The following is a 26,988-nucleotide window of genomic DNA, read 5'->3' on the forward strand; positions in this document are numbered from 1 at the left end:
CGGCACGCCCGGACCACCCACCCCGGAGGCCCCATGACGACCGTCGAGATCCCCGGCTCCAAGTCCGTCACCGCACGCGCGCTGTTCCTGGCCGCCGCCGCCGAGGGCACCACCACCCTGCTCCGGCCGCTGCGCTCCGACGACACCGAAGGCTTCACCGAGGGGCTGCGGGCACTCGGCTACACGCTCACCGCCGCACCGGACCGGTGGACGATCGAGGGCCGCCCGCAGGGCCCCGCCCACGACGCCGAGGTCTACTGCCGCGACGGCGCCACCACCGCCCGCTTCCTGCCCGTGCTCGCCGCCGCCGGCCGCGGCGACTTCCGCTTCGACGCCTCCGCCCAGATGCGCCGCCGCCCGCTCGGCCCGCTGACCGAGGCGCTACGCACCCTCGGGGTCGACCTCCGGCACGAGGAGGCCGAGGGCCACCACCCGCTGCGGATCGCCGCCGACGGCGTCCGCGGCGGCGGGATCACCCTCGACGCGGGCCTCTCCTCGCAGTACCTCACCGCGCTGCTGCTGCTCGGCCCGCTCACCGAGCAGGGCCTGCGGATCACCGTCACCGACCTGGTCTCGGCACCGTACGTGGAGATCACCGTCACCATGATGCGGTCCTTCGGCGCCACCGTGACCCGCACCGGCCGGGTCTTCGAGGTCGCGCCCGGCGGCTACCGGGCCGCGACCTACCCGGTCGAGCCGGACGCCTCGACGGCGAGCTACTTCTTCGCCGCCGCCGCGCTCACCGGCCGCCGGCTGACCGTCCCGGGGCTCGGCAAGGACGCGCTCCAGGGCGATCTGCGGTTCGTCGACGTCCTGGCCCGGATGGGCGCGCGGGTCGAGGTCGGCAGCGACCGGACCACCGTCGAGGGCCCCGCCGGCGGCCGGCTCTCCGGTCTGACCGTCGACATGCGGGACATCTCCGACACCATGCCGACGCTCGCCGCCATTGCCCCGTTCGCGGACGCGCCGGTGCGGATCGAGAACGTCGCCAACACCAGGGTCAAGGAGTGCGACCGCCTGGACGCCTGCGCGGAGAACCTCCGCCGGCTCGGCATCGACGTCGCCACCGGGCACGACTGGATCGAGATCCGCCCGGGCACCCCGCGCGGCACCGCCCTCGCCTCGCACGGCGACCACCGGATGGTGATGTCCTTCTCCGTCACCGGCCTGCGCACGCCCGGCATCACCTTCGACGACCCCGGCTGCGTGCGGAAGACCTTCCCCGAGTTCCACCAGGTGTTCGGCCGGCTGCGCGAGCAGTGGGCGACCACCGACTGACCCACCGGCTGGCCACCGGCCGACCAGTGACGGAACGGCCGGGCGGCCGCGGCGGCGAGCGGGCCGTGATCAGGTCCAGGTGGGCCTCGGCGGCCCGGCCGCGGCGCCCGGCCGGTCATCGCCCGAAGACCGGGGCGTGGTCGGCCGCCCAGGTCCGGAACGGCCGCGGTCGCCGGCCGGTCACCTGCTCGAAGGTCGGGTCGACCGCCGCCTTGAGCCCCCGGGCCTGGCGTGCGGCACTCTGCAGCAGCGCCTCCACGACCGGAGCCGGGTAGCGCCGTGACCACTGAACGGCAGCTTGATCGGGTGTCAGTTCCTCGATCCGGACCGGGCGTTGGAGAACAGCGGCGAGGTCGGCCGCCTGCTCGGCCGGAGTGACGGCCGCCGGCCCGGTCAGGGGGTGGATCCGCCCGGCGTGGCCGGGCTCGGTCAGGGCCAGCGCCGCGATCCCGGCGATGTCGCGCGGATCCACGCACGCGTTGGCCGAGTGGGGGTTCAGGGTCCGGACGACACCCTCGGCGCGGATGGACGGCGCCCAGGCGAGGGTGTTGGCCTCTCCGGCACGATCGGCATCGCCCTGGTCGCGCCGGTTCTCTCCGCCGCACTCCTGATCACCGGGGCCCGGACGACACCCGCGCTGGTGCCACTGGCGGTCCTTCCCCTCGTCCTGCCCGCCCTGGCCGGCTGGCAGTTCTGGCGGAGGAGCACTCCCCGCTGGTCACCCGTCGCCCCGGGGCTCTACCTGTTGCTGACCTACACCGGGTACTTCGTGCTCAGCCTGAGTTACTAGGGTCCCGCGTCCTCATCACCCGGTGACCGCATCACCCAGTGACCGCGCCCGCGCCCGGCCGAGCGTCATCCTTGTGGCCACGGCTCAGCCGTGCGGGTGTCGATGGCGGCCGGTTCTGCCGGAGGTCGTAACTTTCCGGACCGCCGTTCTTTGGACCGGACAGCAGTGATTGCTACCGGTTCAGGGCGTGTGCACCACCTTCAGCCGGCGCCTGTTCGACCGCCAACGGGTCGACCAGTGCTTTCAATTCATCTTGAGAGGAATGCGGAAATGTTCAAGAACTCCCTCGCCGCCGCCGGCCTGGCCGCCGCTGCCATCGCGATGTCCGCCGGGTCGGCCTTCGCCATCGCCGACGCGGACGGCGCCGCCGTCTCGACCCAGGGCAACGGCGGTACCAACCAGACCGGCACCCACGGCGACCACAGCGCCAACTTCCACACTCTCGACAACCCGAACATCTGCCTCCCGGAGGTCCACAACATCGCGGTCGGCGCCGTCATCGGCGTGGCTGTCCCGATCGAGGTGCCGGTCCTGAACAAGACCCCGAAGCAGATCTGCAACGTCGGCCACAACACCCAGTCCTCCGGTGACGGCGGCGTCTCCCACCTGATCGGCTGATCCTGCGGCAACCCGGCCGAGGCCCCGGTGACGCGTCCCGGGCGCCGGTACCGCACCGGACGAGGTCCGCCCGCCGCCGACGGCGATCCGTCGGCGGCGGGACCGGCGCCCGCGCAGCCGTCACCGGGGACGCGGTCGCCGTCCAACTCCCGGCGGCACCACGAAGATCGAAGAGAACTGCCGGAAGCACCGCCGCTCCGAGGTCACGGGGAGTCCGGCGGAACGCCCGGCCGGGGCTTCCCGGCCGGGCGTTCGGCATGTCCGGGGGCCGAAGGAGTCGTGCGGGTCGCACGAAGAGTGGGCGACCAATGGCCGACCGGCACGCGAAGCCCGGGCGGCGCGGGAGTTCGGACATGCACGTCCCCGCGCCGCCCGCCGTCCGGATCCGGGGCCGCCTCCCCAGGTGAGCGCCGGTCCTCCGGGTACGGGACGTCCGGGTGGTCGGAACCATTCCCCTGTGACCCCCGGTCAGAATGTGGCCACCGATACCTGGCGGGCTGGCACGTACATGGCTAGCCTGCTGCGGCCGGACACGTCACCGGCCGTCCCGGCAGTCCGCATCCGCACCACGGGACGTCAGCACCGGACCAGAGGAGTGTCATGCCCAGCACTTCCCGCTCCGCCAGCCCCTCCGGCACCACCGGCCTCCGGAAGCCCCGGCAGCGGCGGCTCGGCGCGTTCGCCGCCGTCGCCACGGCCGTCGCCCTTGCCGTCGGCATCGCCGCCCCCGCGCACGCGGCCGGCGGCCACCTGCCCCCGATCCACCCCGACCTCGACTTCGCCGGTTCCACCGTGGCCGCCCACGAGGGCCGCGACGGCACCGCCCCGCTCGCCGCCCTCGCCGTCACCCAGACCCCCGGCCTCGACGTCGCCAGCTACCAGGGCAACGTCAACTGGTCCTCGGTACGCGCCAACGGCGCCCGCTTCGCCTACGTCAAGGCCACCGAGGGCACCACCTACACCAACCCGTACTTCACCCAGCAGTACAACGGCTCCTACAACGCCGGCCTGATCCGCGGCGCCTACCACTTCGCGCTGCCCGACCGCTCCTCCGGCACCGCCCAGGCCAACTGGTTCGTCGACCACGGCGGCGGCTGGTCCCGCGACGGCAAGACCCTCCCGCCGGCCCTCGACATCGAGTACAACCCGTACGGCGCCACCTGCTACGGCCTCAGCCAGAGCGCCATGGTGAGCTGGATCCGCGCCTTCAGCAACACCGTCCACACCCGCACCGGCCGCTACCCCACCATCTACACCACCACCAACTGGTGGACCACCTGCACCGGCAACAACGCCTCCTTCGGCGCCACCAACCCCCTCTGGGTCGCCCGCTACGCCTCCAGCGTCGGCACCCTCCCGGCCGGCTGGAGCTACCAGACCATCTGGCAGCACGCCGACTCCGGCACCTTCCCCGGCGACCAGAACCTCTTCAACGGCGCCTTCGACCGCGTCCAGGCCCTCGCCAACGGCTGAGCCCCGCACCGCCCGTGCCCGCCCCCGCCGTCCTGGCGGGGGCGGGTGGCGGGACGGGCTCAGGGGACGGGCTCAGGGGGCGGCGGTGAGGGAGTCCAGGAGGAGGCGCCAGGCCGCGGTGTAGGCGGCCGGGTCGTCGGGGGTCGCGTCCGGGGGGCCGAAGGCGACATGCGGGGCGCCGTGGAGGACGGCGAGCAGGAGTTGGGCCACCAGTTCGGGCGGGCGGGGTGCCATGCTGCCCTCGCCCTGGGCGCGTCGGATCAGGGCGACCAGGCCGCGTTGCACGTCCGAGAAGATGTCGGGCGCCGGGCCGGCCGGGTCCGGGACGTCGGTGGCCAGACGGAGCGCCGCACGCAGCCGGACGTCGTCCTTCAGCCGCTGCGCGAGGTCCAGGACGAGTGCCTCCAGGACGGCGGCAGCGCCGGCGCCGGGGACGTCGCGGGTCAGTCGCAGCTCCTCCCAGACCTGCCGGGACTGCGAGATCAGGGCGCCCGCGAGGGCGCGCTTGGAGTCGAAGTGCCCGTACAGCGCGCCCTTGGTCATGCCGGTGCGCTGCGCCACCGCGTCGAGGGTGGCCCGGCTGTAGCCCTGGGTGGAGAACTCCTCGGCCGCGGCGTCGAGCACCTTCTCCCGCGTACGCCGAGCCCGCTGCTGCTTCATCATGCGGTCCTCCTCGGGGTCCGGAGAACATTCCGTGATGAAGGAATGTTCTCGGGGCGGCACGGTCACCGCCCGGTTCCACTCACGTCCGACCGGGAACATTCATCGGTGCTTCCTCCCCCGAGGTCGCGAACTCCCTTGCGGTACCGCTACATTGCGGTGCCCCACGGGTGCCACGGCTCAGGAACCTACCTTCCGGAAGGATTGGCGTCGAGGCAGTCTTCCCGCCTCTCTGTCCAAAACGCCGCCATCGAGCCCGAGTTGACGGACCGCACCGGAGCCCCCACACCGAGCTCCGCCCCCACCACCGAGGAGCCGAACGTGCCCGAGCCCGACTCCGGGACCAGACCCGAGACCGGAACCGCCGCCGAAACCTGGGCCGAACCGCCCGGTCCGTTCCGGGTCCGGCCGATCGCCACCCGGCGAGGTCCCGACCCCAAGCAGGACCGGGCCGCCCGCACCCGGCTGCTGGTCCTCACCGCGGCCGCCGAACTGTTCACCGCCCGGGGCTTCCGCCACACCTCGGTGCAGGAGGTCGCCGACCGGGTGGGGATGACCAAGGGCGCCGTCTACTTCCACTACCCGACCAAGGAGGCGCTGGCCGTCGCCGTGGTCGAACACCACTACGCCCGCTGGCCGTTGCTGCTGGCCGGGGTCACGGCGGAGGGGCACGGGCCGCTGGAGACCGCGGAACGCCTGCTGGCGGGCGCGGCGCTCGCGTTCCGGGACGACGTCGTCGTCCAGGCGGGCACCCGACTGCAGGTCGAACGCCCGCAGATCGACGCCGAGTTGCCGACACCGTACGTGGACTGGACCGAGCTGCTGGCCGGGCTGCTGTCCCGCGCCGAGGCACTGGGCGAGCTGCGGGCGGGGGTCCGGCCCCGGACCGCGGCCCGGTCGCTGGTGGCCGCGTTCTTCGGCACCCAGCACATCTCGGACGTCCTGCGCGAACGGGCGGACATCGTCGAACGCTGGTCGGAGACGGCCGAGTTACTGTTCCGGGCGATCCGCGCGGACTGAGGCGAGCGGACGACGGGCGGGCGCCGCGGCCGACCCACCGGAGCCCGACCGGCCGGAGCACGGGGCCCCGACACCGGCCCGGGCACCGGCCCCGGCCCCGGCCCGGGTGCCGGCCCAGGTGGTGGCCGCCGCGACCAGGGCGAGCACGGCCGCCGCGAGCGGGAACCAGCGCCCGCCGAACAGCGCGACGGCCGCGCTGCCGACCGCGCCGCCGGCGGCCGTGCCCAGGTACAGGGCACTGCTGTTGAGCGAGATCAGCAGCTGGGCGCTGCCCGGGTCGAGCGAGGCGAGCCGGTGCGGCAGCGCCACCGAGACCGCCCAGCCGGCCAGCGGGGTGACGACGGCGTAGGCGAGCGCGCCCGGCATCGAACGCCCCGCCCACGGCAGCGCCGCGAACGCGAGCGCCGCCACCGTGCTGCCGACGAGCAGCACCCTGCGGACGCCGACCCGGTCGACCAGGCGCCCGCCCAGCCAGCTGCCCGCGACCGAGGCGAGGCCCGAGACCAGCAGCACCAGGCTCAGCCGGTCCGCCCGTCCGCCGGTGGCCGGGGCGATCGCGGTGGCCAGGTAGATGTAGACGGTCTGGAAGGCGAGGAAGAAGAGCAGCGTGGTCGCGGCGGCGCCGAGCACCCGCCGGTCGCGCAGCGGCGCCAGCCGGTCTCGCAGGCCGGGCGCGGCGGCGGGTGCCGGCAGGTCGCGCAGCAGCAGGGCCAGTCCGGCCAGGGCGGCCGCGCCGAGGGCCGTGACCAGCCACATCGTGAGGCGCCAGTCGGTGCGCCCGATCCAGGTGCCGAGCGGGACCCCGAGCGCGGTGGCGACCGTCATGCCGCCGAGCACGGTGGCCAGGGCCCGGCCGCGCCGCGCGGGGGCGACCAGGGTGGTGGCCACCGCGTTGGCGGTCGGGGTGTAGAGCGCGGCGCCCGCGGCGGCCAGGACCCGGGTGGCGAGCAGCGTCCCGTAGGAGGGGGCGAGCGCGCTGAGCGCGTTGGCGGCGGCGAACACGGCGAGCGCGGTGAGCAGCAGCCGGCGGCGCGGCCAGCGCGCGGTGAGCGCGGCGAGGGGCGGCGCGAGCAGCGCGTAGCCGAGGGCGAAGACGGTCACCAGTTGGCCGGCGGCGGCGACCGTGACGCCGAGGTCCTCGGCGATCGGGCCGAGGATGCCGGCCATGACCATGGTGTCGGTGCCGACGGCGAAGGTGCCGAGGGCGAGCAGGAGCAGGCGGACGGGCACGTGGTTCCCCCCAGGGGCGGACGTCGTTGAACCTGATTGTTGGACGAACGGGCAACAGTTTGATGCTCGCCAAACAGTACGGATTGGTGGATGATTGTCAAACCGTCCTGTTCGCGTCGCACCAGCGCCGCCCGAGCCCCGAGGAGGCCGCCGGCCATGACCGACGACGAGCGGCTGCCCCAGCCCGCCACCACCGAGATCGACCTGGTCACCGTGCTGCACGCGCTCGGCGACCCGGTCCGGATACGCCTGCTGACCAGCTACGCCGACGGGGCCGAGCACTCCTGCGACCCGCGCCACCTCGGCCTCGACCACCTGCACAAGTCGACCGTCTCGCACCACATGCGGGTGCTGCGCGAGGCCGGCGTCACCACCACCCGGGTCGCCGGCCGCAACCGCTACGTCTCACTGCGCCGGACCGACCTCGACGCGCGCTTCCCCGGGCTGCTCGACGCCCTGCTCACCGCGACCCGGCCCGCGGCCGACTGAGCCCCGCCCCGGGCCGACCGGCCGACCGGGCCGCACGGTCCCGCCGCCCGTCCGGCCGCACCGGACCGGCGCCCGCGCCACCCGCTCGGTAGCGTGGCCGGGACGGCGAGGGTGCGGACCAGCGGAAGGCCGGGCGGGTGCGATGATCGGTGAGGTCGACGGACAGGCCGGCGGCGGGCTCGACCTGGACGGCCTGCGCCGGGTCTACGGCACCCCCGGCCACCGGCTCTTCTACACCCTCGTCTGCCGACGGGCCCGGCACTGGGGCTGGACCGAGCCCGGCCAGTCCAAATGGCGCTGCTGGCGGGCGCAGCGGCAGCTGGAGGGGGTGCTCGGGCGCAAGCTCGCCCTGCCGCCCGGCTCCCGGGTGCTGGACGCCGGCTGCGGCTCGGGCGTCGTCGCCCGTCAGCTGGCAGCCCGGTTCGGCCTGCGGGTGACCGGCGTCGACCTGATGGACTTCCACGTCCGCGAGGCCCGCCGGCTGAGCGCCCGGGCCGCACTGGAGGACCGCACCGCGTTCGCCTGGGGCGACTTCCACGAGCTGGACCTGCCCGCCGGCTCCTTCGACGGCGTCTACTCGATGGAGACGCTCTGCCACGCCCACGACCCGGCGCGCGCCCTCGCGGAGTTCCACCGGCTGCTGCGGCCGGGCGGGCGACTGGTCCTGCTCGGGCCGGCCGCCGTCCCGCGCGCGGAGATGCCCGGCACCCAGCAGGCGCTGCTGGACCCGTTCCTGGACGCGATGGTGCTGCCCGGCGCCCGCCGCTACACCACCCGCACCCTCGGCGGGCTGGTCACCGGGGCGGGTTTCCGGCTGGAGGAGGAGCTCGACGCGACCCGCTACTACCTGCCCACCACCGAGGCGCTGTACGGGTACTTCCGGCTGCCCTACGCGGTGCTGCGGCGCCTCGGCGCCACCGAGCACTGGCTGGGGCTGCGCTCCACGGTGGAGATGTACGAACTGCGCCACCACGTCGCGTGGATGGTGCACACCGCCGTCAAGGACGGCTGACCGGCGCCGCGTTGGACGCCCGGCACCGGGGCGTCAGCGCCCGGCGCCCAGCATCCGGAGCACCAGGTCGCCGTAGCGGCGGCCGAGTTCCTCGGGTGTCTCACTGCTGCGGTCGGTGTACCAGCGGGACACGTCGATCCCGAGCGAGGTGACCGCCCGTGCGGCGGTGCGCACCTCGGCGACCTCGAACAGCCCGTCCGCGCGCCCCGCCTCGATCAGCGCGGTGACCTCGCGCTCGATGTCCAGCCGCAGCGCCGCGACCGCCGCGTAGTCGTCCTCCGGGAGCGCGTGCAGCTCGTAGTTGACCACCCGGCCGACCGTCCGCGCCCGGGCGTGCCAGGCGGTGAAGTCCTCGACCAGTCGCCGCATCCGGGCCACCGGGTCGCCCTCGCCGGCCGCCGCCGCGCGGACCAGGCCGAGCGCCGCGGCATGGCCGGCCCGGCTGATCTCGGCGAGCAGGGCCGCCTTGGAGGGGTAGTGGATGTAGAGCGCGGCCGGGCTCATCCCGGCGCCGGTGGCGATGTCCCGGGTGGTGGTGGCGTGGAAGCCGCGCTCGGCGAAGGACTCGACGGCGGCCCGGAGCAGCCGGTACGCCGCCTCCGGGCGGGGGTCGGCGCCGCCGGGCAGGGTGGGCCACAGCTCGGCGATGGGCGTGCTGGTCATGGCGCCATCCTCGCAGATCGGTCGTCCGGGCGGTCGTACGGGCATTCGCCCGGGGCGGGGCCGGCGGAGGGCACGGAGGCTCCTCCGCCGGAGAGCGCGGACGCCCGCCCGGACGCGGCCCCGGGGGCTGTTGACAGGGTGTCGCACCGACAGCATGCTGAGCAAGCGCTTAGTCACTAGCCGCTCAGTCAGTAGTTGGTCAGCCAGTAGTCGCTCAGCCAGTAGCCGCTCCGACCGGCGGCCGGGCCGGTCGGCCGGTCGCCGTCCACGCCGAGAGGATCCCCGTGGTGCACTCCTTCAAGGGCCGGGTGGCCGTCGTCACCGGATCGAGCCGGGGCATCGGCCTCGGCATCGCACGCGAGCTGGTCGCCCGGGGGGCCAGGGTGTGCCTGACCGCGCGCACCCCGGAGCCGCTCGCCGAGGCGGTCCAGGACCTCGGCGGACCCGAGGTCGCCATCGCCGTCCCCGGCCGCGCCGACGACCCGGCCCACCAGGAGGAGGCCGTCGCCCGCACCCTGGAGACCTTCGGGCGGCTCGACCACCTGGTCAACAACACCGGCATCAACCCGGTGTACGGCCCGGTGCTGACCGTCGACGAGGCCGCCGCCGCCAAGATCCTGGCCGTCAATGTGCTCGCCCCGCTCGCCTGGACCCGCCGGGCGCACGCCGCCTGGATGGGCGAGCACGGCGGCTCGGTGGTCAACGTCGCCTCGGTGGCCGGCCTGCGCTCCTCGCTCGGCATCGGCATGTACGGGGTGTCCAAGGCCGCACTGATCCGGCTCACCGCCGAACTCGCCGCCGAGCTGGGCCCCGAGGGCATCCGGGTCAACGCGGTCGCCCCCGCCGTCGTCAAGACCAGGTTCGCCGAGGCCCTGTACGAGGGCCGCGAGGAGCAGGTCGCCGCCGCCTACCCGCTCGGCCGGCTCGGGGTGCCCGAGGACGTCGCGGGCGCGGTCGCCTTCCTGCTCTCCCCCGACGCGGCGTGGATCACCGGCCAGACCGTGGTGGTGGACGGCGGCGTGACCCTCGGCGGCGGGCTGTGAGCACCCCGGCCGAGACCCCCGACCGCACCCCCGCCGAGATTTCGGCCGCCCACCGGACCGCCCCGCCGTTCGCCGGCCAGGGCGTCGTCGTCACCGGCGCCGGCCGGGGCATCGGCGCCGCCGTGGCCCGCGCCTTCGCGGCCGCCGGCGCCCGGGTGGTGGTGAACGACCTGGACGGCGCCGCGGCCCGCGCGGTCGCCGCCGACTGCGGCGGCTCCGCCGTCCCCGGCGACGCCGCCTCCGCCGAGGGGCTGGCCGCCCTGGTCGACGCCGCCCGGGCCGCACTCGCCCGGCACGGCGCCGAACTCGACATCTGGTGCGCCAACGCGGGCGTCGCCCCGGTCGGCGGCGCGGACGCCGCCCCCGAGGCCTGGACCGCCGCCTGGGAGGTCAACGTCCTCGCCCACGTCCGGGCCGCCGAACTGCTCCTCCCCCGCTGGCTGGAGCGCGGCAGCGGCCGGTTCGTCGCCACCGTCTCGGCGGCCGGGCTGCTCACCATGCTCGGCTCGGCCCCCTACGCGGTCACCAAGCACGGCGCGCTCGCCTTCGCCGAGTGGCTCGCCGCCACCTACCAGCACCGCGGACTGCGGGTGCACGCGCTCTGCCCGCAGGGCGTGCGCACCGCGATGCTGGCGAGCACCGGCGCGGTCGGCGAGGCGCTGCTCGCACCCACCGCGCTGGAGCCGGCGGAGGTCGCCACGGCCCTGCTGGACGCCCTGGCGGCGGACCGCTTCCTGGTCCTGCCGCACGCCGAGGTCGCCGACTACTACAGCGTCCGCGCCGGGGAACCGGACCGCTGGCTGGCCGGGATGAACCGCCTCCAGCGGCAGCTGGAGCAGGAGGGAGCGCTGTGAGGGCCTGGCAGGTACCGGAGCCGGGCGAGCCGCGTGCGGTGCTGCGGCTGGTCGAGGACGCACCGCGGCCGGTGCCGGGCCCGGGACAGCTGCTGGTCCGGGTGCGGGCAGCGGCCGTCAACTTCCCGGACGCGCTACTGGTCCGGGGCCAGTACCAGGTGCGGCCGCCGCTGCCGTTCACCCCCGGGGTGGAACTGTGCGGCGAGGTGGTGGAGCAAGGGCCCGCCCCGGCGGAGCCCAGGGACCTCCCGGAGGCGGAGTGGCGGCCCGGTGACCGGGTGATCGGCACCCCCGTCCTCCCGCACGGCGCGTTCGCCGAGTACGCGCTGCTGGACGCGGCCGCCGCCTTCGGCGCCCCCGACTCCCTGGACGACGCGGAGGCGGCCGCCCTGCACATCGGCCACCAGACCGCCTGGTTCGCCCTGCACCGGCGTGCCGCGCTGCGCCCCGGGGAGACGCTGCTGGTGCACGCGGCGGCCGGCGGGGTCGGCAGCGCCGCCGTCCAGCTCGGCCGGGCGGCCGGCGCCCGGGTGATCGCCGTGGTCGGCGGCGCCGGCAAGGCGGCCACCGCCCGCGCACTGGGCGCCGACCTGGTGGTCGACCGCACCGCCGAGGACTTCGTCGCCGCCGTCCGGGCCGCCACCGGCGGCCGGGGTGCCGACGTGGTCTTCGACCCGGTCGGCGGCGCGGCCTTCACCGGCTCCACCCGCTGCGTCGCGTTCGAGGGCCGGATCGTGGTGGTCGGCTTCGCCGGCGGCGAGATCCCGGCGCCCGCCCTCAACCACGCCCTGGTGAAGAACTACGCGATCCTCGGCCTGCACTGGGGCCTGTACCAGACCCGCGACCCCGGGGCCGTCCGCGCCGTGCACCGGGAGCTCTGCGCGCTCGCCGCCAAGGGTGCGGTCCGGCCGCTGGTGACCGGACGGCTCCCGTTCGAGGCCGTGCCCGACGCCGTCCAGCGGGTCGCCGACGGGACCACCACCGGGCGGCTGGTGGTGCTGCCGTGAACGGGCGGGACCGCGGCTGACGGTCCCGACATCAGCGTGTGGGTGTATTGCCCGGAGTGCCCCCGAGGACTGTCCGTACTCGGCGACCGTCCACTTGCCCTGCACCCGAGTCGTCCCGGGCATCCGCACCCGGGACAGGACCGGTGACCGCGCCGACACTGGTCGGATGCGGTCGCCGTTCACCGACCGCCCCATCGCCGTTCTCTGCCCTCCTTCGAGCGGTTTCCGGTCGTCGACCTTCTCCTCCCCTTCCGGTGGCCGCGCTCGAGGTGGGGTTGCTTCTTCTGGGGTGCCTGAAGCCGGCCCTCGAACGGTGGGGAGCGCGGGAACCGAGGAAGCCCTCGCCGAACAGGGCATACAACGTCGGGTTGGTGAGTGCCGTGCGTCTCCCGTCGGTGGGCGCCTTGGCATCCTTCTGCATGTATCTGCCCTTCGCCACCGCAACGCAGCGCCTGGTGGCCGCGCGTCCGGCCTTTGTCCTCTGCATCGTCCTCGTGGAGAGCCTCAAGAGTCTCAAGATCAAACTCTTGCGCTTTCGACGTGCTCACCGGGAGAACGCTCAGCAGGAACCAGTCCGCCCGCTCCGCAGGTCAGGGCGGGGCGTTCTGCTGCCCGGTTCACGCCGGGGACGTGCTCGCAGGTCAGGTCGAGGTGTTGATCTTCGCGAGAGCGCCTCCCCGGACGGCGCGTCCTTGAACGGTGAATTGTTCGGAGCAGCTGTGCCATCGCACCGTTCGGTGCCATCATCGTTCCGGCTCCCGGGGAACGGAGAACGAGCGAGCAGCCGCCATGTCCAACTCATCACGATCCTTGCCACCTCCGGGGAGACGGTGCTGCTCGAGCAGCGCATCTGCCAGGTGGTGGGTCGGAAGAGCCGCCGCCGTGCCTTCGCCGCACGACGCTCCGGCCGATCGAGGGGCGGCGCGCGAACAAGGGGGCGGAGCAAGTACAACGCTCGAACCAACTCGCAGACCCACAGCCATAGGCCCTGGCCACCAGGACACTTGAGCACGGGGCAGTCCACGGGAGGGGACATGACAAGCAACGATAGGATCCGGAACAGCATCGACGGTTCCGAGATTGCCAACGTTGTGCAGGCCGGAAGTATCGGCAGCGTGCACATCGGGGGACCGGCAACCGATGTGCGAAGCATGTGCAGATCGGCCTACGCAGCCCTCTCGGGAATTGTCACCGCGATGGACAATACAGTCTGGACGAGCGCAGATTCAGTTCGCGAGAATTACGACAGGGCTCACGACTTCTACGAGTCCGCCAACAACCTGCTGGTCGACTTCGAAATGTTTGCCCCATCGTTCATCACGAAGGCCTTCGAACTGAGCCGTTATTCCGCTTTCGCGGCCGTCAAGGAAATGTACGAGGCAACCAAAATGCGAGACGGTCGCGTTTCCTCGGATTTTCGGACCGAGATCCACATTGAATTACTGCGCCACAGCGTCCGCATCTTCGTCGCAGCAGTGAGCGAGTCCGACATTTAGGCTGTCCCTTCCGGGGTGGCGCACCGTTTTCCGTCCGGGTAAACCTGTCCCACACCACCGCACTCGGCATCGAGGATCCTCCGAAGCGCAGCCCCGGCCCCAGGAGCCACCCCCTCGCGGCACCAGGGCCGCGAGGGCGAACGACGCGGCTGCAGATGCACTGGTCCGGCATGATGTCGCTCTGCCGCAGATGGACGCCGTCCAGGGCGCAGTCCGCCCGCCGGCAACCGGCAGGCTCCCGTTCGAGGCCCTCACCACGAGGCGTCGGTGCCCGCGGCGATCACCTCCAGGGCCGGCCGCGGGGCCCGGCCGAGCAGGGCGGCGAGGTCGCCGGGCTTGCCCGGACCGGCCAGGAAGCCGTGCGCGATCGACGAGAGGGTGCCCGCCACCATCGGCACCTGGAAGGACTCCGCGCCCGAGGCGGCGATCGCCGCCCGCGCCTGGGCGAAGGTGCCCGGGCGGTACTCGACCGGCTTGCCGGTGCTCCGGGTGAGCGTCGCCGCGACCTCGGCGGCGCCCACCGCCTCCTCGCCGACCAGCTCGTAGACCCGGCCCGCGTGCTCGGCCGGTGCCGACGCGACCTTCGCCGCGACCTCGGCGAGGTCCTCCCGGGCGACCGCCGCCAGCCGTCCGTCGGCGAGCGGGGCGGTGATCACGCCGTCCGCGTCGGGCCGGGCCAGGAAGGCCAGCAGCTCCGCGTAGAGGCCGTTGCGCAGGATCGTCCAGCGCAGGGTGGCGGACTCGCGCAGCCGCCGTTCGGTCCAGCGGTGGGCGAGCGCGTAGGCGAGGTGGTCGCCGTCGCCGGAGAGGCTGGTGTAGACGACGTGCTCCACCCCGGCACGCTCCGCCGCCTCGATCGCCGCCCGGTGGCGCGCGATCACCACGTCGTCCTCGCCGTAGCCGGCCGAGACGAGCAGCAGGGTGCGCACTCCGGTGAAGGCCTCGGCCAGCGTCTCCGGCCGGTCGAAGTCCACCTTCCGCACCGGCACCCCGGCCACCGGCGCGCGCTCCGGGGTCCGGCTGCCCGCCACCACGCCCTCCGGCCCGCCGGGCCGTCCGGCGAGGCGCTCCAGCACCAGCGAGCCGAGTCCGCCGTTGACACCCGTCACGAGAAGCATGTGTTCCTCCGGAAATCCCGTACCGGCCGGGCGGTCCGTCCGCCCCGCTCCGTCCGGCCGCCCTGCTCGGCGGCCCGGCCTCCATCCTCGATAACCTGGGCGTTCGACGTAAGGAGGCACTTCGATGTCAGTGGGGCACACCGAGGTAACCACCCCGGCCGCCGGACCGCGTCCGGTGCTCTGGTGCGAGGACGGCGAGGACTGCGGCATCCGCGATCTGCTGAACCGCCTCGGCGACCGCTGGACCGTCCTGGTGGTGGTCGAACTCGCCAAGGGGGTGCGGCGGTTCCGTGAGCTCCAGCGCGGCGTGCCGGGGATCTCGCAGCGCATGCTGACCCTGACGGTCCGCCGGCTGGAGCGCGACGGCCTGGTCTCGCGCACCGTCCACCCGACGATCCCGCCCCAGGTGGACTACGAACTGACGTCGCTCGGACACAGCCTGACCCATCTGGTGCGCGCGATGGCGGACTGGTCCTACGACCACCACGACGCGATCGTCGACTCGCGGCAGAGCTGGGACGACGCCAATCCGGGGTCGGAGATCCGCTGACCCCCGCGGCGCCGACCTGAGGTCACGTCAGCGTTCGAACCGCATCTCCGGGAAGAGCGCCGAGGGCCCGTCCAGCAGGCGGTCGTCGTGGCCGCGCAGCCAGCGGTCGAGGAACGAGCCGACGTAGGCCCGGGTGGCGAGCACCGCCCGCTCCGGCCGGACCTCGCCGATGTCCGCGCGGACCACGTCCTCCGGCACGGCCCCCTGGCGGGCGAGTTGCGGCAGCAGTGACTGCGCGTCGGTGTAGGAGCCGTGCCGGGAGCCGAGCAGGGTGACATCGGCCTTCCAGCCCCGGGTGTGCTGCCAGAACGCGGCCCAGCCGGGCTGGCCCGGGTAGCCGCCGGAGTCCTCGCTCTCGGTGCCCATCAGCAGGAACGGGCGGTCCAGGCCGTCCTCGGCGACGCTGCTCAGGTGCACCCCGGTGCCGTCCGGGCCGGGGAAGTGCAGTTGGCCGTCCAGGTTGACGCCCGCCTTGATCCGCGGATCGTCGTGCATGGCCTGGGCGGCCGTGAAGCCGCCGGCGGAGTGGCCGACCATGCCGATCCGGTCGAGGTCCAGCGATCCCGCCAGCGCGGGCGGCAGCCGGCGGTCGGTGCGCAGCGCGGCCAGCTCGTCCAGCACGAAGCGGGTGTCGGCGACCCTGGTCGCCAGCGCCTTGCGGAGCAACGCCCCGATGTCCAGGCCGGGTTGGCCGGCCAGCGCGGGCAGGACGGAGGTGGTCAGCCGGCCGTCCGGGAAGGCCACCTCGGAGGCGTCGGAGGGGTGGTCGACGGTGACCACGACGTACCCGCGCGAGACGAGGTCCTCGACCAGCGCGGTTCCCCAGGTGCGGGGGTCGCCGAGCCCGGCCGAGTAGAGCACCACCGGGCGCGGCCGGGCGGCGGGCAGCGCCGGGGCGTCCTGCCCGGCGTGGGTGCGGACCCCGGACCAGTCGGTGCGGCCGGGATCCGTACGGTAGTTGAAGACGCCGGCGCCGTCCGGGCCGCCGAAGTGCCCGGCGGCGCGCGGCTCCATGTAGCGGGCCCGCCCGTCGGCCTGGGCCGGTCGGGCGGCCGGGTACCAGACGCTGATCATCAGCTCGCGGTCCCGCCCCGGCTGCCAGGGGTCCTGCCGGCCGTGGTCGACCAGGCGCAGCGCGGTGGTGCCGATCGCGTACGGGCCGGTGGGCTGCGGCAGTCCGGCCCTGGCCTGGCGTTCGGCGACCGCCGGGGCGGCCCCGGCGGGGACCGCCGCCGCCCCGATGCCGCCCAGGACGGCCGTGGCCGCCAGCGCCACGGCGACACCCGTGCGCAGACCCCGTCCGTGGATCCGTGCGACCCGCCCCTGCACCCGCTCGCGCATGCTCCCCAACTCCCCGTACCCGGCGGCCCGCCGTCCGTCGGCCGGCCCGTACGGCGACAGTACGGGCCGGTACGGTGCGTGGACGTCATACCTCGGAGCCAACCCGCCGGGTCATACCCCGGTACTACCCGGGCATGACCCGGGCGGGTGTACCGGAGGGACGGTGGCGGGCCGTCAGGGCGATTCCTGGCGGTAGCGGCGCAGCTCGCGCCGGGCGAGCGAGCGCTTGTGCACCTCGTCCGGGCCGTCGGCGATCCTGATCGTCCGGTTGAAGGCCCACAGCGCGGCGAGCGGGGTGTCCTGGCTGACGCCGGCCGCGCCGTGGGCCTGGACGGCCTTGTCCAGGATCCATTCGACGGTGCGCGGCGTGGCGATCTTGATGGCCTGGATCTCGGTGTGCGCGCCGCGGTTGCCGACGGTGTCCATCAGCCAGGCGGTCTTCAGCACCAGCAGCCTCAACTGCTCGATCCGGACCCGGGATTCGGCGATCCAGTCCTGTACCACGCCCTGGTCGGCAAGCGGTCCGCCGAAGGCGGTGCGGTCCAGAACACGCCGGCAGGTCAGTTCGAGCGCCCGCTCCGCGATGCCGATGGCGCGCATGCAGTGGTGGATCCGGCCGGGGCCGAGCCTGGCCTGGGCGATGGCGAAGCCGGCGCCCTCCTCGCCGAGCAGGTTCCCGGCCGGGACCCGGACGCCCTCGAAGGTGACCTCGGCATGGCCGCCGTGGTCGGCGTCGTCGTAGCCGAAGACGGTCATGCCGCGCCGCACGGTGACGCCGGGGGTGTCGCGCGGCACCAGGACCATGCTCTGCTGCCGGTGCGGCTCGGCGGCGGGGTCGGTCTTGCCCATCACGATGAGGAGGCGGCAGTCCGGGTTCATCGCGCCGCTGATGTACCACTTGCGGCCGTCGACCACGTACTCGTCGCCGTCGCGCACGATCCTGGTGGCGATGTTGGCGGCGTCGGAGGAGGCGACCTCGGGTTCGGTCATCGCGAAGGCGGAGCGGATCCGGGCGTCCAGCAGCGGTTCCAGCCAGCGTTCGCGCTGCTCGGCGGTGCCGAACCCGGCCAGCAGCTCCATGTTCCCGGTGTCGGGGGCGGCGCAGTTGAGGGCGGGCGGGGCGAGGTGCGGACTGCGGCCGGTGATCTCGGCGAGCGGCGCGTACTGGAGGTTGGTGAGTCCGGCGCCGTGCTCGCCGGGCAGGAAGAGGTTCCACAGGCCCTGCTTGCGCGCCTCCACCCGCAGGTCGGCGACCACCGGCGGGATCTCCCAGCGCGGCCGGGCCGGGTCGGCGAGCTGGGCGGCCAGCACCGGTTCGGCCGGGTACACGTGCCGGTCCATGAACTCCTCCAGCCGTTCGCGGAGTTCGAGGGTGCGGCGGTCGTAGGAGAAGTCCATCGGTCAGTGTCCCTTCAGCGTGGTGAGGCCGTGCTCGATCAGGACGGGCGCCGCCGTGCCCGCCCGCTCGAAACCGGCGCCGAGGGTGCGGCCCTGGCGGAACCGGTAGTGGATGCCCTCGGCGACCACGGCGAGTTTGTAGGCGGCGAACGCCACGTACCAGTCCAGTTCGGCGGCGTCCCGCCCGGTGGACCGCGCGTAGCGGTCGACCAGTTCGGCGCTGCTCGGGAAGCCGGGCGCGGTGGCGGCGGCCGGGACGAGCCCGCCGCCGACGCCGGCCAGTTCGGTGTACATCACCAGCAGTCCGACGTCGGTGAGCGGGTCGCCGAGGGTGGACATCTCCCAGTCCAGGACGGCGCCGATGACGTCCCGCCCGTCGTGCTCCTGGAGCAGCACGTTGTCGAGCCGGTAGTCCCCGTGCACCAGCGCCGGGGCCGGGGAGGTCGGCCGCCGGGCGGTGAGCAGCTCGTGCAGCCGGTCGATGCCGGGCAGGTCACGGCTCCGTGACGCCTCCAACTGTGCTGCCCAGCGCCTGAGTTGACGCTCCAGATAGCCGTCAGGGCGGCCGAACTCGGCGAGTCCGACCGCCGCCGGGTCGATCCGGTGCAGGGCCGCGAGGGTGTCCACCAGGGCCTCGCCGACCGCCCGCACCCGCCCCTCCCCGAGCGCGGCGAAGACCTCGGCGTCCCGGTGCACCACACCGGGCACGAAGGCCATCAGGTACCAGGGCGCGCCGAGCACCTCCGCGCCCGGATCCAGGTGGACCGTCTCCGGCACCGGCACCCCGGTGCCGCGCAGCGCGGTCATCACCCGGTACTCGCGCCCCATGTCGTGCGCGGTGGCGAGCACGTGCCCGAGCGGCGGCCGCCGCAGCACCCAGTCGTTGACGCCGTCGGTGAGCCGGTAGCTGAGGTTCGAGCGGCCGCCCTCGATCAGCTCGGCCCGCAGCGGACCGGCCACCGTGCCGGGCAGGGCGCGCTCCAGGTGGTCGCGCAATCGCTCCAGGTCCAGCCCCCGCGGGGGCTCGGGACCGGGCTCCGGCGTGCTGTCCGACCTGCTCTCCGGCACGGGCACTCTCCCTCCGTCCGCCGACCGCGGCGTCGACGACCAAGCGCCGACCAGGCCCCGGCCGAGCGACGACCAAGCTCTGACCAAGCTCTGACTAAGCGCTTGCTCAGCATTCAGCCGACGGCGGTGCCGTGTCAATCCCGACGGGACGTCACAATGAGCGCCATGAGGTTGATCCACACCGTCGCCGGCGTGCTGCTCCTGCTGCTCACCATCGGCAGCATCCTGCGCACGCTCGTCGTCCCGCGCGGCCTGTACAGCTCCCTGGTGCACGGCCTCTGGCGGGCCCTGCGCACCGTGCTGCGGCTCACCGCCGCGCCGTTCGGCACCTACCGCGCGCAGGACCGGGCCCAGACCTGGCTGGCCCCGCTGATGCTGACCGGCATGCTCGCCGTTTGGCTCGGCGGAATGCTGATCTCCTACACGCTGATACTGCACGGCACCTCGGGACTGGACTGGTCGATCTCCTTCCGCGAGGCCGGCTCCAGCCTCTTCACCCTCGGCTTCGCCAGCGGCGACCGGCTCCACCTCTCCGTGATCGACTTCATCGCCGCCTCCAGCGGCCCCCTGGTGATCGCCCTGCAGATCGCCTACCTGCCCACCCTCTACGCCGCCTACAACCGGCGCGAACTGGAGGTGACCCTGCTCCAGTCCCGGGCCGGCGAGCCCGCCTGGGGCCCGGAGCTGCTCGCCCGCCAGTCCCTGGTGGACACCGAGACCGCCCTCCCCCAGCTCTACCGGGACTGGGAGCGCCTCGCCGCCGACCTCGGCGAGAGCCACTCCAACTACCCGGTGCTGATCTCCTTCCGCTCCCCGCAGCCCAACCGCAGCTGGGTGGTCGGACTGATCGCCGTCATGGACGCCGCCGCCGTCCACCTGGCGATCTGCCCGCGCACCGCCCCGCCGGAGGCCCGGCTGGTGCTCCGGGCCGGGTTCACCGCGCTGCGCGACATCGGGCGCTCGATGCGGGTCGACTTCGACCCCGACCCGGCTCCGGACACGGCGATCCGCCTCAGCTACACCGAGTTCGACGCAGCCGTCGCCCTGATCGCCGCCGCCGGGTTCCCGCACGAACGGCCCGCCCACGAGGCCTGGCCGCACTTCCAGGGGTGGCGGGTGAACTACGAGCCGCTGGCCTACGAGCTGGCCCGCCGCAGCGACGCCGTCCCGGCACTGTGGAGCGGTCCGCGCGACTTCCGGGCCCCGGTCATCCCCCCGGCCCGCCCCGCCGACCGCCGACCGCCGGGCGGCCACGCGGGCTGACCCGCGGGAGCGCCACCCGACAGACGGACCGGGACAGGCCCTACTTCGACTTCCGCTGGGTGAACCGCAGCATGTTGCCGGCCGGGTCGCGGAAGGCGCAGTCACGCACGCCGTACGGCTGGTCGATCGGCTCCTGGAGCACCTCGCCGCCCGCCGCACGGATCCGCTCGAAGGTCGCGTCGCAGTCCTCGGTGGCGAAGATGACCGCCCGCAGCAGCCCCTTGGCCAGCAGTTCCGCCATGGCCTGCCGGTCGGCGGCCGAGGCGTTCGGGTCCGCCAGCGGCGGTTCGAGCACGATGTCCACCTCGGGCTGCGAGGGCGCGCCGACCGTCACCCAGCGCATGTTCTCGAACCCGACGTCGTTGCGCACCTCCAGGCCGAGGACGTCGCGGTAGAAGGCGAGCGCCTTGTCGTGGTCGTCGACGGCGATGAAGCACTGTGAAAGCTTGATGTCCATGCGCCTCACGCTACGGGTGGGGCGGACGATGCGCTTCTCCGTTCCTGACCGGTCTGGTGTACAGCTTCGCGTAGCAGGCCGGGATCGCGGCGCCGTCCTCGTGGCCCCGGGCCCGGTAGGCGCTGGGGCTCTCCCCGACCAGCTCGGTGAAGCGCGAACTGAACGACCCCAGCGAGGTGCAGCCCACCGCGAAGCACACCTCCGTCACCGAGAGGTCCCCGCGCCGCAGCAGGGCCTTGGCGCGCTCGATCCGCCGGGTCATGAGATAGCTGTACGGGGTCTCCCCGAAGGCGGCCCGGAAGCTGCGCGAGAAGTGGCCCGGCGACATCAGCGCCACCCGCGCCAGCGCCGGCACGTCCAACGGCAGCGCGTAGTCACGGTCCATCGCGTCACGGGCCCGGCGCAGCCGGACGAGGTCCTCCAGCGTCACCCCTCCACCCTCGCACAGGGCAGTGACAACGGCTCCGACCAGGTCCTTTATGCTCTGCGCCATGTCCCCCGCGCACACCCCCGCCCACCATGACGCCCCCGACCGCGGTCACACCTGCGCCTGCTGCGCCGAACGGCACGACGGCCCGCCGCTCTCCTACGGCTCCCCGGCCCCGACGGGCTGGAAGCCGCGCTACGCCCGGCGCAGGGACAGTGAGCTCACCCCCGACCAGTGCGTGATCAAGGGCCGGGAGTTCTACGTGCACGGCCTGATCGAGATCCCGGTGCGGGACACCGGCGAGACCTTCTCCTGGGGCGTCTGGGTGTCGCTGAGCGAACCGAACTTCGCCCGGGCCCACGACCTGTGGGAGGACCCGGCCCGGGAGCAGGAGCCCCCGTACTTCGGCTGGCTGGTCACCGAGCTGCCGGTCTACCCGGAGTCCACGCTGCTGCTCAAGACGCATGTGCACACCCGGGCCGTCGGTCTGCGCCCGCTGGTCGAGCTGGAGCCGACCGGCCACCCGCTGGCGGTGGAGCAGCGCGAGGGCATCACGGCGGAGCGGGTGCGCGCGTTCGCGGACCAGCTGCTGGGCGGCTGACGGCCGGACCGGGGACCGGCCGACGGCCCCCGGTCGTCGGCCCCCGCCTCAGATCTCGACGGTGGCGCCCGCCGCGAGCGAACGCTCCGCGGCGGCGAGGATCTCCACCGTGCGCAGGCCGAACGCGGCCGAGCAGGGGTGGGCCTCGCCGGTGCGGGCGGCGGTCGCGAGGGCGTCCAGGGCGCGGTGGAACGCCGCGTGCGGGCCCTCCCCGCGCTCCGGCAGCCGGACGGTGCCGGACTCGCCGCGCAGTTCCATCGCGGTGCCGCCGCCGGCGACCGGTGCGGTCAGGCTCAGCGCGAGGGTGCTGGAGGCTCCGCCGACGTGGCGCAGCACCAGGTGCACGGTGTCCAGCGGGCCGGGCACGGCGGTGACGGCGGTCGCGTCGCCGAGCACGGGCAGCAGCACGGAGAGCGCGTGCGGGCCGACGTCCCAGAGCGCGCCCTTGTCCTTGCGCCACTGCGAGGCCGCGTACGCGCTGGTGGAGTCGGGGGCGAAGACCGAGCCGAGCCAGTCCGAGCGGCCGGTGAACCAGCCGCCGACGGCGGCCTGCTCCTCGATCCACGGCAGCTGCTCGCCGCCGAAGCGGACGGTGAAGAACACCACCGAGGCCACCCGGTGCGCCTCGGCCGCCTCGACCACCCGGCGGGCGTCGGGGACGGTGAGCGCGACGGGCTTGTCGAGCAGCAGGTGGCAGCCGGCCTCGGCGGCACGCACCGCGAGGTCCGCCTGCACGGTCGGCGGCAGGGCGATCGAGACGGCGTCGACCTCGGCGAGCAGTCGGTCGAGGTCGGTGCGGCCGGGGACGCCGTACTTCTCGCCGAGCGCGGCGGCCGCCTCGGGGCGACGGCCCCAGACGCCCGCGAACTCGACGCCGGGGTGCTCCGCGAGGGCGGGCGCGTGCACCCGCTCCGCCCAGGTGCCGGTGCCCAGGAGTCCGATCCGCATGGTGCTCCTACTTCCTACTTCGCGTGCTGTTCGGTCGTTCGGTGGTTCGGTCGTTCGGTGGTGCAGTCGTTCGGTGGTGCAGTCGTTCGGTGGTGCGGTCGTGCGGTTCCGCGGTCCTGTGCCGCCGCGAACGCCGCTGCCCGGAGCGGGTGCTCCGGGCAGCGGCTCGCGCGGGTCGGTTCCGGGTGCGCCCGTTCCGGGCGGACCCGGGGCCGTCAGTCGGCGGCGGGCGCGGTGACCGTCGGGGCCGCGTCCACGGTCTTCGCCGCGTCCTCGGCCTCCAGGGCGTGCGCGGCCTTCGCGGCGCGGCGCTTCATGAACCAGGCCGAGAACGCGCCGACGGCAACGGCGAGCAGCAGGCCGATCCAGGAGAACTTCGACAGCCACTGCTCGGCGACCTTGCCGACCTGGTAGACCAGCCACGTCGTGCCGCCGGCCCAGACCACGCCGCCGAGGACGTTGGCGATCAGGAACTTCCAGTACGGCATCTTCAGGGCGCCCGCCAGCGGGCCCGCGAAGATGCGCAGCAGGGCGATGAAGCGGCCGAAGAAGACCGCCCACATGCCCCACTTCTGGAAGGAGCGCTCGGCGCTGGCCAGGTGGCCGGGCCCGAAGTGCTTGGGGAACTTGCGGCCGAGCTTCTCGAACAGCGGCTTGCCGCCCTTGCGGCCGATCGAGTAGCCGATCGAGTCACCGATGATCGCGCCGGCGATCGCGCAGGCCGCCACCCAGGCCGGGCTGACCACGCCGCGCGAGGCCAGCAGGGCGGCGGAGACCAGGGCGATCTCCCCGGGGAGCGGGATGCCCAGCGACTCCAGTCCGATGATCAGCGCAACGAGGGCGTACACCGCGCCCGGTGGTACGCCTTCGATCCAGGCGTCGATGTGCAGCAAGGCCAGTACCTCCGTGGCAGGACGAGACCCGCGGCAGGCCCGCCCAGGTCCCGATCAGGTCCCCGCGGCTCGCGCGCCGGTCTCGACAGTCGTCCGAATGGCGGCACCAGGCCGCTCCCCGAGAGGGCAGCCTAACGTGCCGGGCGGCCCGTCCCCCCGGCCGATCACCCCTGCGTACGACGTGTGGGCCCGCCCGGCGGTTCCGCGCCCCGGGCCGTCCGCGCGACCCGGTCGGCGCCGGGTCGCGCGCCGGAGCCCGCCGCCGTGTCATCGGCGGCGGGGGATTTCCTCTACCGGGGCCGCTCAGGTCCGGGTGGCGAAGTCCAGGACGGTGACCGTGGGGCGGTGGGTGGAGAGGGGTGGGACGGCGAGGACGAGGGGGAGGAGGGAGGCCAGGGGGCCGTGGTCGGCGGTGGGGCGGACGTCGCGGACGGCGGTGACGGCCGGGCTCGCGGTGCGGAGCTTGTCGCGCTCGCGGGCGTCCATCGACCACGGCATCGGGGGTGCCTGGTAGCCGGAGGTGCGCATCTTCCCGGTCCGGGTGAGGCGGGCGAACCAGCGCGGGACGGCGTCCAGGACGAGGGAGCCGCCGGGGAAACGCTCGGCGCAGGCGGCGACGAGGTCGCGGACCCGGGGCGGGGGGAGGTACATCAGCAGGCCCTGGGCGGTGATCAGGACGGCGCGGTCACGGTCCACCGCCTCGGCCCAGGTGAGGTCGGTGGCGTCGGCAGCCAGGTAGCGCTGTCGCGGGCCGGGTGGCAGGAGGCGTTCGCGCAGTTCCACCGCTTCGGGGAGGTCGACCGAGAGCCACTGCGCCCGGCCGTTGTCGACCCGCCAGTACTGGGTCTCCAGGCCCTCCCCCAGGCAGACGACCGTGCCGCGCGGCTCGCGGGCCAGGAAGTCGGCGACCTCGCGGTCGAAGCAGCCCACTCGCAGCGCCTGCAGCCGGGACTGCGTCGCGCTGGTGCCGAAGCGTTCCGCGAACGGGAAGTCGATCCGGTCGACGAGTTCGACGGCCTTGGGATCGTGCAGCAGCGCGTCCGGCCGGCGGGCCTCGACGGCCCGTTGCCAGAGGGTCCACAGTGCCGTCTCGGGCACCGCCGCCAGGTCCGGACGCTCCGCGCCGCTCATCTCTCGCTCGCTCCCTCGGGTGGGTGTCCCCCGGGACCTGGTCGGCTACGACCAGGTCCGCTACGACCCGCCGATTCTGACACCGCCGGGGGCGTGAACCCGGGGTGCGGTCACCCGGCGCGCCGGGCCCCGCTCCCGCGCGCCGGTCAGCCGACGCTGAACGCGCCGTCCGGCGGGGGCGGGGAGTCGGTGGCGGTGGCGTCGGTGACCGGTGCCGTGCGGCCGGCGAAGGCCGCGAGGTCCGCGCCGTCGGTCAGCCGGGCCGGGAAGATGTCCCCGGCCAGCCGCCGGACGAGGTCCGCGACCGGCAGCGGTCCGGCGGAGCCGACCAGCAGGATGTTGCCGTAACGGCGCCCGCGCAGCACGGGCGGTTCGGCGATCAGGCAGGTCTGCGGGAAGACCGCGCGCAGCGTCGCCGTCTGGGCGCGGGCGAAGGCGAGCGGGGCGCCGTCGGCGAGGTTGGCCGCGTAGAGGCCGCCGGGGCGCAGCACGGCGGCGGCCAGCCGCAGGAACTCCACCGAGGTGAGGTGGCCGGGGGTGCGCGAGCCGTGGAACACGTCCGCGACGACGAGGTCCAGGCTGCCGGGCGCGGTCCGTGCCAGGGTCGCGAGGGCCTCGCGGGCGTCGCCGACCTCGGCGGTGATGTCGACGCCGGGCCCCTGCCAGGGGAGGTGCTGTTCGACCAGGTCGAGCAGCGGGCCGTCCACCTCGACCACGCGCTGGCGCGAGCCGGGGCGGGTGGCGGCGAGGTAGCGGGGCAGGGTCAGGGCGCCGCCGCCGAGGTGGAGGGCGTCCACCCGTCCGTCCTCCGGCACGTCGAGCGCGTCGACGAGGTGGCCGAGGCGCCGGGTGTACTCGAACTCCAGGTGGGTCGGGTCACCGAGGTCGACGTAGGACTGCGGGGTGTCGTCCAGGGTCAGCAGCCAGCCGCCGTCGTGGTCGACGTCGGGGAGCAGCTTCGCCCGCCCGAGGTCGGTCTCGCGCAGCACGGGCAGTCGTTCGTCGACCGGATAGTCCTCGGACGGTGCGGCGGTCGGGTCGGGCATCTCGGGCATGTCCGCAGCATAGGCGCCGGGCCCGAGTCGCCGTCACGGCCGAGGCTACCGGCCGGTATCGTCAGGGGGTCCGGGCGCCGAGGTTCCGGCGTCCCGCGATTCCGACCGGAGTCCGACCAGAGATTGGGTGCGAGTGGCCATGGAGTTCCGCGAAGACATCCTGGGTGCCCCCTACGAGGCGGCCGAGCTGCCGCTGCGTCCGGACGAGGAGGGCGAGGTCACGGCGACGCTGGTCCGCCGGCTGGTCCCCGGTTCGGACCGGGCCGTCCTCTACATCCACGGCTACAACGACTACTGGTTCCAGACCCACCTCGCCGACCACTACGTGGCCGCCGGCTTCTCCTTCTACGCGATCGACCTGCGCAAGTACGGCCGTTCGCTGCGCGCGCACCACTCGCCGAACTTCGTCCGCGACCTCGCCGCCTACGACGAGGAGCTGGACCAGGCGGTGCGGATCATCCGCGAGCAGGACGGCCACCGCCGGCTGCTGGTCAACGGGCACTCCACCGGCGGGCTGATCGCCGCCCTGTGGGCGGGCCGCCGGGCCGGGCGCGGCCTGGTCGACGGGCTGTTCCTCAACAGCCCGTTCCTGACCATGCCGGCCTCCCCCGCGGTGCGCACCCTCGGCGCCCCGGCCCTGGAGGCGATCGCCCGGATCGCGCCGACCCGGATCCTGCCGTCCGCGCTCAACCCGCACTACGTGCACAGCCTGCACCGGGACTTCCGCGGCGAGTGGGACTTCGACCTGAAGCTCAAGCCGGCCGAGGGCGTGCCGCTGTTTGCCGGCTGGCTGGCCGCGATCCAGCGCGGCCACCGCGAGGTGCGGCGCGGGCTCGGCATCGACGTGCCGGTGCTGCTGATGGCCTCCACCGCCTCGATCGCCACCACTCGCTGGCACGCCGCGCTGCACCACGCGGACGCCGTCCTGCGCGCCGACGACATCTCGGCCGCCGGGCCGCACCTGGGCCGCCATGTGACGATCGTCCGGATCAAGGGCGGGATGCACGACCTGGTGCTGTCCGGCGAGACCGCCCGCACCCAGGTGTTCGCCGAGCTCGACCGCTGGCTGGGCGCGTACTTCCCGCTCGCGGTGCACTGATTCGAA

The 26,988-nt window shown here is 74.1% G+C and carries 29 protein-coding genes; 15 read left to right on the forward strand and 14 right to left on the reverse strand.

All coding sequences use genetic code 11. From position 1 onward, the window contains the following. Window positions 1-33 precede the first annotated feature (33 nt). A complete protein-coding gene (aroA, locus tag ADK60_RS19830) occupies window positions 34-1,278 on the forward strand; it encodes a 3-phosphoshikimate 1-carboxyvinyltransferase (RefSeq protein ID WP_053647727.1) in 1,245 nt (414 codons plus the stop codon). 115 nt (window positions 1,279-1,393) lie between these two features. Here aroA and ADK60_RS19835 read toward each other — a convergent pair whose 3' ends face one another. Beyond that, entirely contained in the window at window positions 1,394-1,750 is a 357-nt protein-coding gene (locus ADK60_RS19835; protein ID WP_053647729.1) for a Rossmann-fold NAD(P)-binding domain-containing protein, read from the reverse strand. Between the two features lie 15 nt (window positions 1,751-1,765). Between ADK60_RS19835 and ADK60_RS19840 the strand changes: the two genes are divergently transcribed. From ADK60_RS19840 to ADK60_RS19850, 3 genes are all read left to right on the forward strand, one after another. Next, window positions 1,766-2,068, forward strand: a complete 303-nt coding sequence (locus ADK60_RS19840; RefSeq protein ID WP_053647731.1) for a hypothetical protein — start codon at window positions 1,766-1,768, stop codon at window positions 2,066-2,068. A gap of 270 nt (window positions 2,069-2,338) precedes the next feature. Beyond that, entirely contained in the window at window positions 2,339-2,686 is a 348-nt protein-coding gene (locus tag ADK60_RS19845) for a hypothetical protein (RefSeq protein WP_053647733.1), read from the forward strand. 600 nt (window positions 2,687-3,286) lie between these two features. Further along, on the forward strand, window positions 3,287-4,159 hold the full coding sequence (locus tag ADK60_RS19850; RefSeq protein ID WP_053647735.1) for a lysozyme: 873 nt from the start codon (window positions 3,287-3,289) through the stop codon (window positions 4,157-4,159). A 72-nt stretch (window positions 4,160-4,231) separates the two neighbouring features. On the opposite strand, the gene ADK60_RS19855 is transcribed toward ADK60_RS19850, so the two are convergent. Further along, the gene (locus ADK60_RS19855) at window positions 4,232-4,822 is read right to left on the reverse strand and encodes a TetR family transcriptional regulator (RefSeq protein ID WP_053647737.1); all 591 of its coding nucleotides are present in this window, start codon (window positions 4,820-4,822) and stop codon (window positions 4,232-4,234) included. Window positions 4,823-5,140: 318 nt separating this feature from the next. On the opposite strand from ADK60_RS19855, the gene ADK60_RS45800 reads away from it, so the two are divergent. Continuing rightward, window positions 5,141-5,839 (forward strand): ScbR family autoregulator-binding transcription factor, encoded by a 699-nt coding sequence (locus ADK60_RS45800; protein WP_234371166.1) that lies wholly within the window; start codon window positions 5,141-5,143, stop codon window positions 5,837-5,839. Here ADK60_RS45800 and ADK60_RS19865 read toward each other — a convergent pair. After that, on the reverse strand, window positions 5,810-7,069 hold the full coding sequence (locus ADK60_RS19865; RefSeq protein WP_159400500.1) for an MFS transporter: 1,260 nt from the start codon (window positions 7,067-7,069) through the stop codon (window positions 5,810-5,812). The two genes, ADK60_RS45800 and ADK60_RS19865, sit on opposite strands and share 30 nt — an antisense overlap. A gap of 156 nt (window positions 7,070-7,225) precedes the next feature. Here ADK60_RS19865 and ADK60_RS19870 point away from each other — a divergent pair, with 156 nt between their 5' ends. Beyond that, window positions 7,226-7,558 (forward strand): ArsR/SmtB family transcription factor, encoded by a 333-nt coding sequence (locus ADK60_RS19870; protein ID WP_053647738.1) that lies wholly within the window; start codon window positions 7,226-7,228, stop codon window positions 7,556-7,558. A 142-nt stretch (window positions 7,559-7,700) separates the two neighbouring features. Then, window positions 7,701-8,570, forward strand: a complete 870-nt coding sequence (locus ADK60_RS19875; RefSeq protein WP_053647740.1) for a class I SAM-dependent methyltransferase — start codon at window positions 7,701-7,703, stop codon at window positions 8,568-8,570. Between the two features lie 33 nt (window positions 8,571-8,603). Here ADK60_RS19875 and ADK60_RS19880 read toward each other — a convergent pair whose 3' ends face one another. Next, complete coding sequence (locus tag ADK60_RS19880) at window positions 8,604-9,233, reverse strand: TetR/AcrR family transcriptional regulator (RefSeq protein WP_053647742.1); 630 nt, start codon at window positions 9,231-9,233, stop codon at window positions 8,604-8,606. A gap of 284 nt (window positions 9,234-9,517) precedes the next feature. Between ADK60_RS19880 and ADK60_RS19885 the strand changes: the two genes are divergently transcribed. From ADK60_RS19885 to ADK60_RS19900, 4 genes are all read left to right on the forward strand, one after another. Next, entirely contained in the window at window positions 9,518-10,276 is a 759-nt protein-coding gene (locus ADK60_RS19885) for an SDR family oxidoreductase (RefSeq protein WP_053647743.1), read from the forward strand. A gap of 38 nt (window positions 10,277-10,314) precedes the next feature. Then, window positions 10,315-11,130, forward strand: a complete 816-nt coding sequence (locus ADK60_RS19890; RefSeq protein ID WP_053647811.1) for an SDR family oxidoreductase — start codon at window positions 10,315-10,317, stop codon at window positions 11,128-11,130. Continuing rightward, window positions 11,127-12,137, forward strand: a complete 1,011-nt coding sequence (locus tag ADK60_RS19895; RefSeq protein WP_053647746.1) for an NADPH:quinone oxidoreductase family protein — start codon at window positions 11,127-11,129, stop codon at window positions 12,135-12,137. The genes ADK60_RS19890 and ADK60_RS19895 overlap by 4 nt, the downstream gene beginning before the upstream one ends. Window positions 12,138-13,171: 1,034 nt before the next feature. Then, the gene (locus ADK60_RS19900; RefSeq protein ID WP_053647747.1) at window positions 13,172-13,633 is read left to right on the forward strand and encodes a hypothetical protein; all 462 of its coding nucleotides are present in this window, start codon (window positions 13,172-13,174) and stop codon (window positions 13,631-13,633) included. A 251-nt stretch (window positions 13,634-13,884) separates the two neighbouring features. On the opposite strand, the gene ADK60_RS19905 is transcribed toward ADK60_RS19900, so the two are convergent. After that, a complete protein-coding gene (locus ADK60_RS19905) occupies window positions 13,885-14,751 on the reverse strand; it encodes an NAD(P)H-binding protein (RefSeq protein ID WP_053647749.1) in 867 nt (288 codons plus the stop codon). Window positions 14,752-14,875: 124 nt separating this feature from the next. On the opposite strand from ADK60_RS19905, the gene ADK60_RS19910 reads away from it, so the two are divergent. Further along, window positions 14,876-15,301, forward strand: a complete 426-nt coding sequence (locus ADK60_RS19910) for a winged helix-turn-helix transcriptional regulator (protein WP_053647751.1) — start codon at window positions 14,876-14,878, stop codon at window positions 15,299-15,301. Between the two features lie 27 nt (window positions 15,302-15,328). Here ADK60_RS19910 and ADK60_RS19915 read toward each other — a convergent pair whose 3' ends face one another. The 3 genes from ADK60_RS19915 to ADK60_RS19925 all read right to left on the reverse strand — a co-directional run bounded on the left by ADK60_RS19915 (window position 15,329) and on the right by ADK60_RS19925 (window position 19,108). Next, the gene (locus ADK60_RS19915) at window positions 15,329-16,642 is read right to left on the reverse strand and encodes an alpha/beta hydrolase family protein (RefSeq protein ID WP_199839700.1); all 1,314 of its coding nucleotides are present in this window, start codon (window positions 16,640-16,642) and stop codon (window positions 15,329-15,331) included. Window positions 16,643-16,816: 174 nt separating this feature from the next. After that, entirely contained in the window at window positions 16,817-18,040 is a 1,224-nt protein-coding gene (locus ADK60_RS19920; RefSeq protein ID WP_053647754.1) for an acyl-CoA dehydrogenase family protein, read from the reverse strand. 3 nt (window positions 18,041-18,043) lie between these two features. Further along, window positions 18,044-19,108, reverse strand: a complete 1,065-nt coding sequence (locus tag ADK60_RS19925) for a phosphotransferase family protein (protein WP_053647814.1) — start codon at window positions 19,106-19,108, stop codon at window positions 18,044-18,046. A 165-nt stretch (window positions 19,109-19,273) separates the two neighbouring features. Here ADK60_RS19925 and ADK60_RS19930 point away from each other — a divergent pair, with 165 nt between their 5' ends. Further along, entirely contained in the window at window positions 19,274-20,371 is a 1,098-nt protein-coding gene (locus ADK60_RS19930; protein ID WP_053647756.1) for a hypothetical protein, read from the forward strand. A 40-nt stretch (window positions 20,372-20,411) separates the two neighbouring features. On the opposite strand, the gene ADK60_RS19935 is transcribed toward ADK60_RS19930, so the two are convergent. Together ADK60_RS19935 and ADK60_RS19940 are read right to left on the reverse strand one after the other, a co-directional pair. Next, entirely contained in the window at window positions 20,412-20,828 is a 417-nt protein-coding gene (locus ADK60_RS19935) for a VOC family protein (RefSeq protein ID WP_030396504.1), read from the reverse strand. Between the two features lie 10 nt (window positions 20,829-20,838). Continuing rightward, on the reverse strand, window positions 20,839-21,258 hold the full coding sequence (locus tag ADK60_RS19940) for a helix-turn-helix transcriptional regulator (protein WP_045943364.1): 420 nt from the start codon (window positions 21,256-21,258) through the stop codon (window positions 20,839-20,841). Between the two features lie 61 nt (window positions 21,259-21,319). Here ADK60_RS19940 and ADK60_RS19945 point away from each other — a divergent pair, with 61 nt between their 5' ends. Continuing rightward, window positions 21,320-21,856 (forward strand): DUF2199 domain-containing protein, encoded by a 537-nt coding sequence (locus ADK60_RS19945; RefSeq protein ID WP_045943370.1) that lies wholly within the window; start codon window positions 21,320-21,322, stop codon window positions 21,854-21,856. 48 nt (window positions 21,857-21,904) lie between these two features. On the opposite strand, the gene ADK60_RS19950 is transcribed toward ADK60_RS19945, so the two are convergent. From ADK60_RS19950 to ADK60_RS19965, 4 genes are all read right to left on the reverse strand, one after another. Further along, window positions 21,905-22,804 (reverse strand): Gfo/Idh/MocA family protein, encoded by a 900-nt coding sequence (locus tag ADK60_RS19950; RefSeq protein WP_053647758.1) that lies wholly within the window; start codon window positions 22,802-22,804, stop codon window positions 21,905-21,907. 215 nt (window positions 22,805-23,019) lie between these two features. Next, window positions 23,020-23,694, reverse strand: coding sequence for a DedA family protein (locus ADK60_RS19955; protein ID WP_053647820.1), 675 nt, complete (start codon window positions 23,692-23,694; stop codon window positions 23,020-23,022). Window positions 23,695-24,000: 306 nt separating this feature from the next. Further along, window positions 24,001-24,828 carry a class I SAM-dependent methyltransferase gene (locus tag ADK60_RS19960; protein ID WP_053647760.1) on the reverse strand — a complete coding sequence of 276 codons (828 nt, stop codon included), beginning with the start codon at window positions 24,826-24,828 and terminating at the stop codon, window positions 24,001-24,003. 146 nt (window positions 24,829-24,974) lie between these two features. Further along, window positions 24,975-25,874 (reverse strand): spermidine synthase, encoded by a 900-nt coding sequence (locus ADK60_RS19965; protein ID WP_053647762.1) that lies wholly within the window; start codon window positions 25,872-25,874, stop codon window positions 24,975-24,977. 148 nt (window positions 25,875-26,022) lie between these two features. Between ADK60_RS19965 and ADK60_RS19970 the strand changes: the two genes are divergently transcribed. Next, complete coding sequence (locus ADK60_RS19970; RefSeq protein WP_053647764.1) at window positions 26,023-26,982, forward strand: alpha/beta hydrolase; 960 nt, start codon at window positions 26,023-26,025, stop codon at window positions 26,980-26,982. The last annotated feature ends 6 nt before the right edge of the window (window positions 26,983-26,988 follow it).

The sequence above is a fragment of the Streptomyces sp. XY431 genome (genome assembly GCF_001279805.1).
Taxonomy (GTDB): domain Bacteria; phylum Actinomycetota; class Actinomycetes; order Streptomycetales; family Streptomycetaceae; genus Kitasatospora; species Kitasatospora purpeofusca.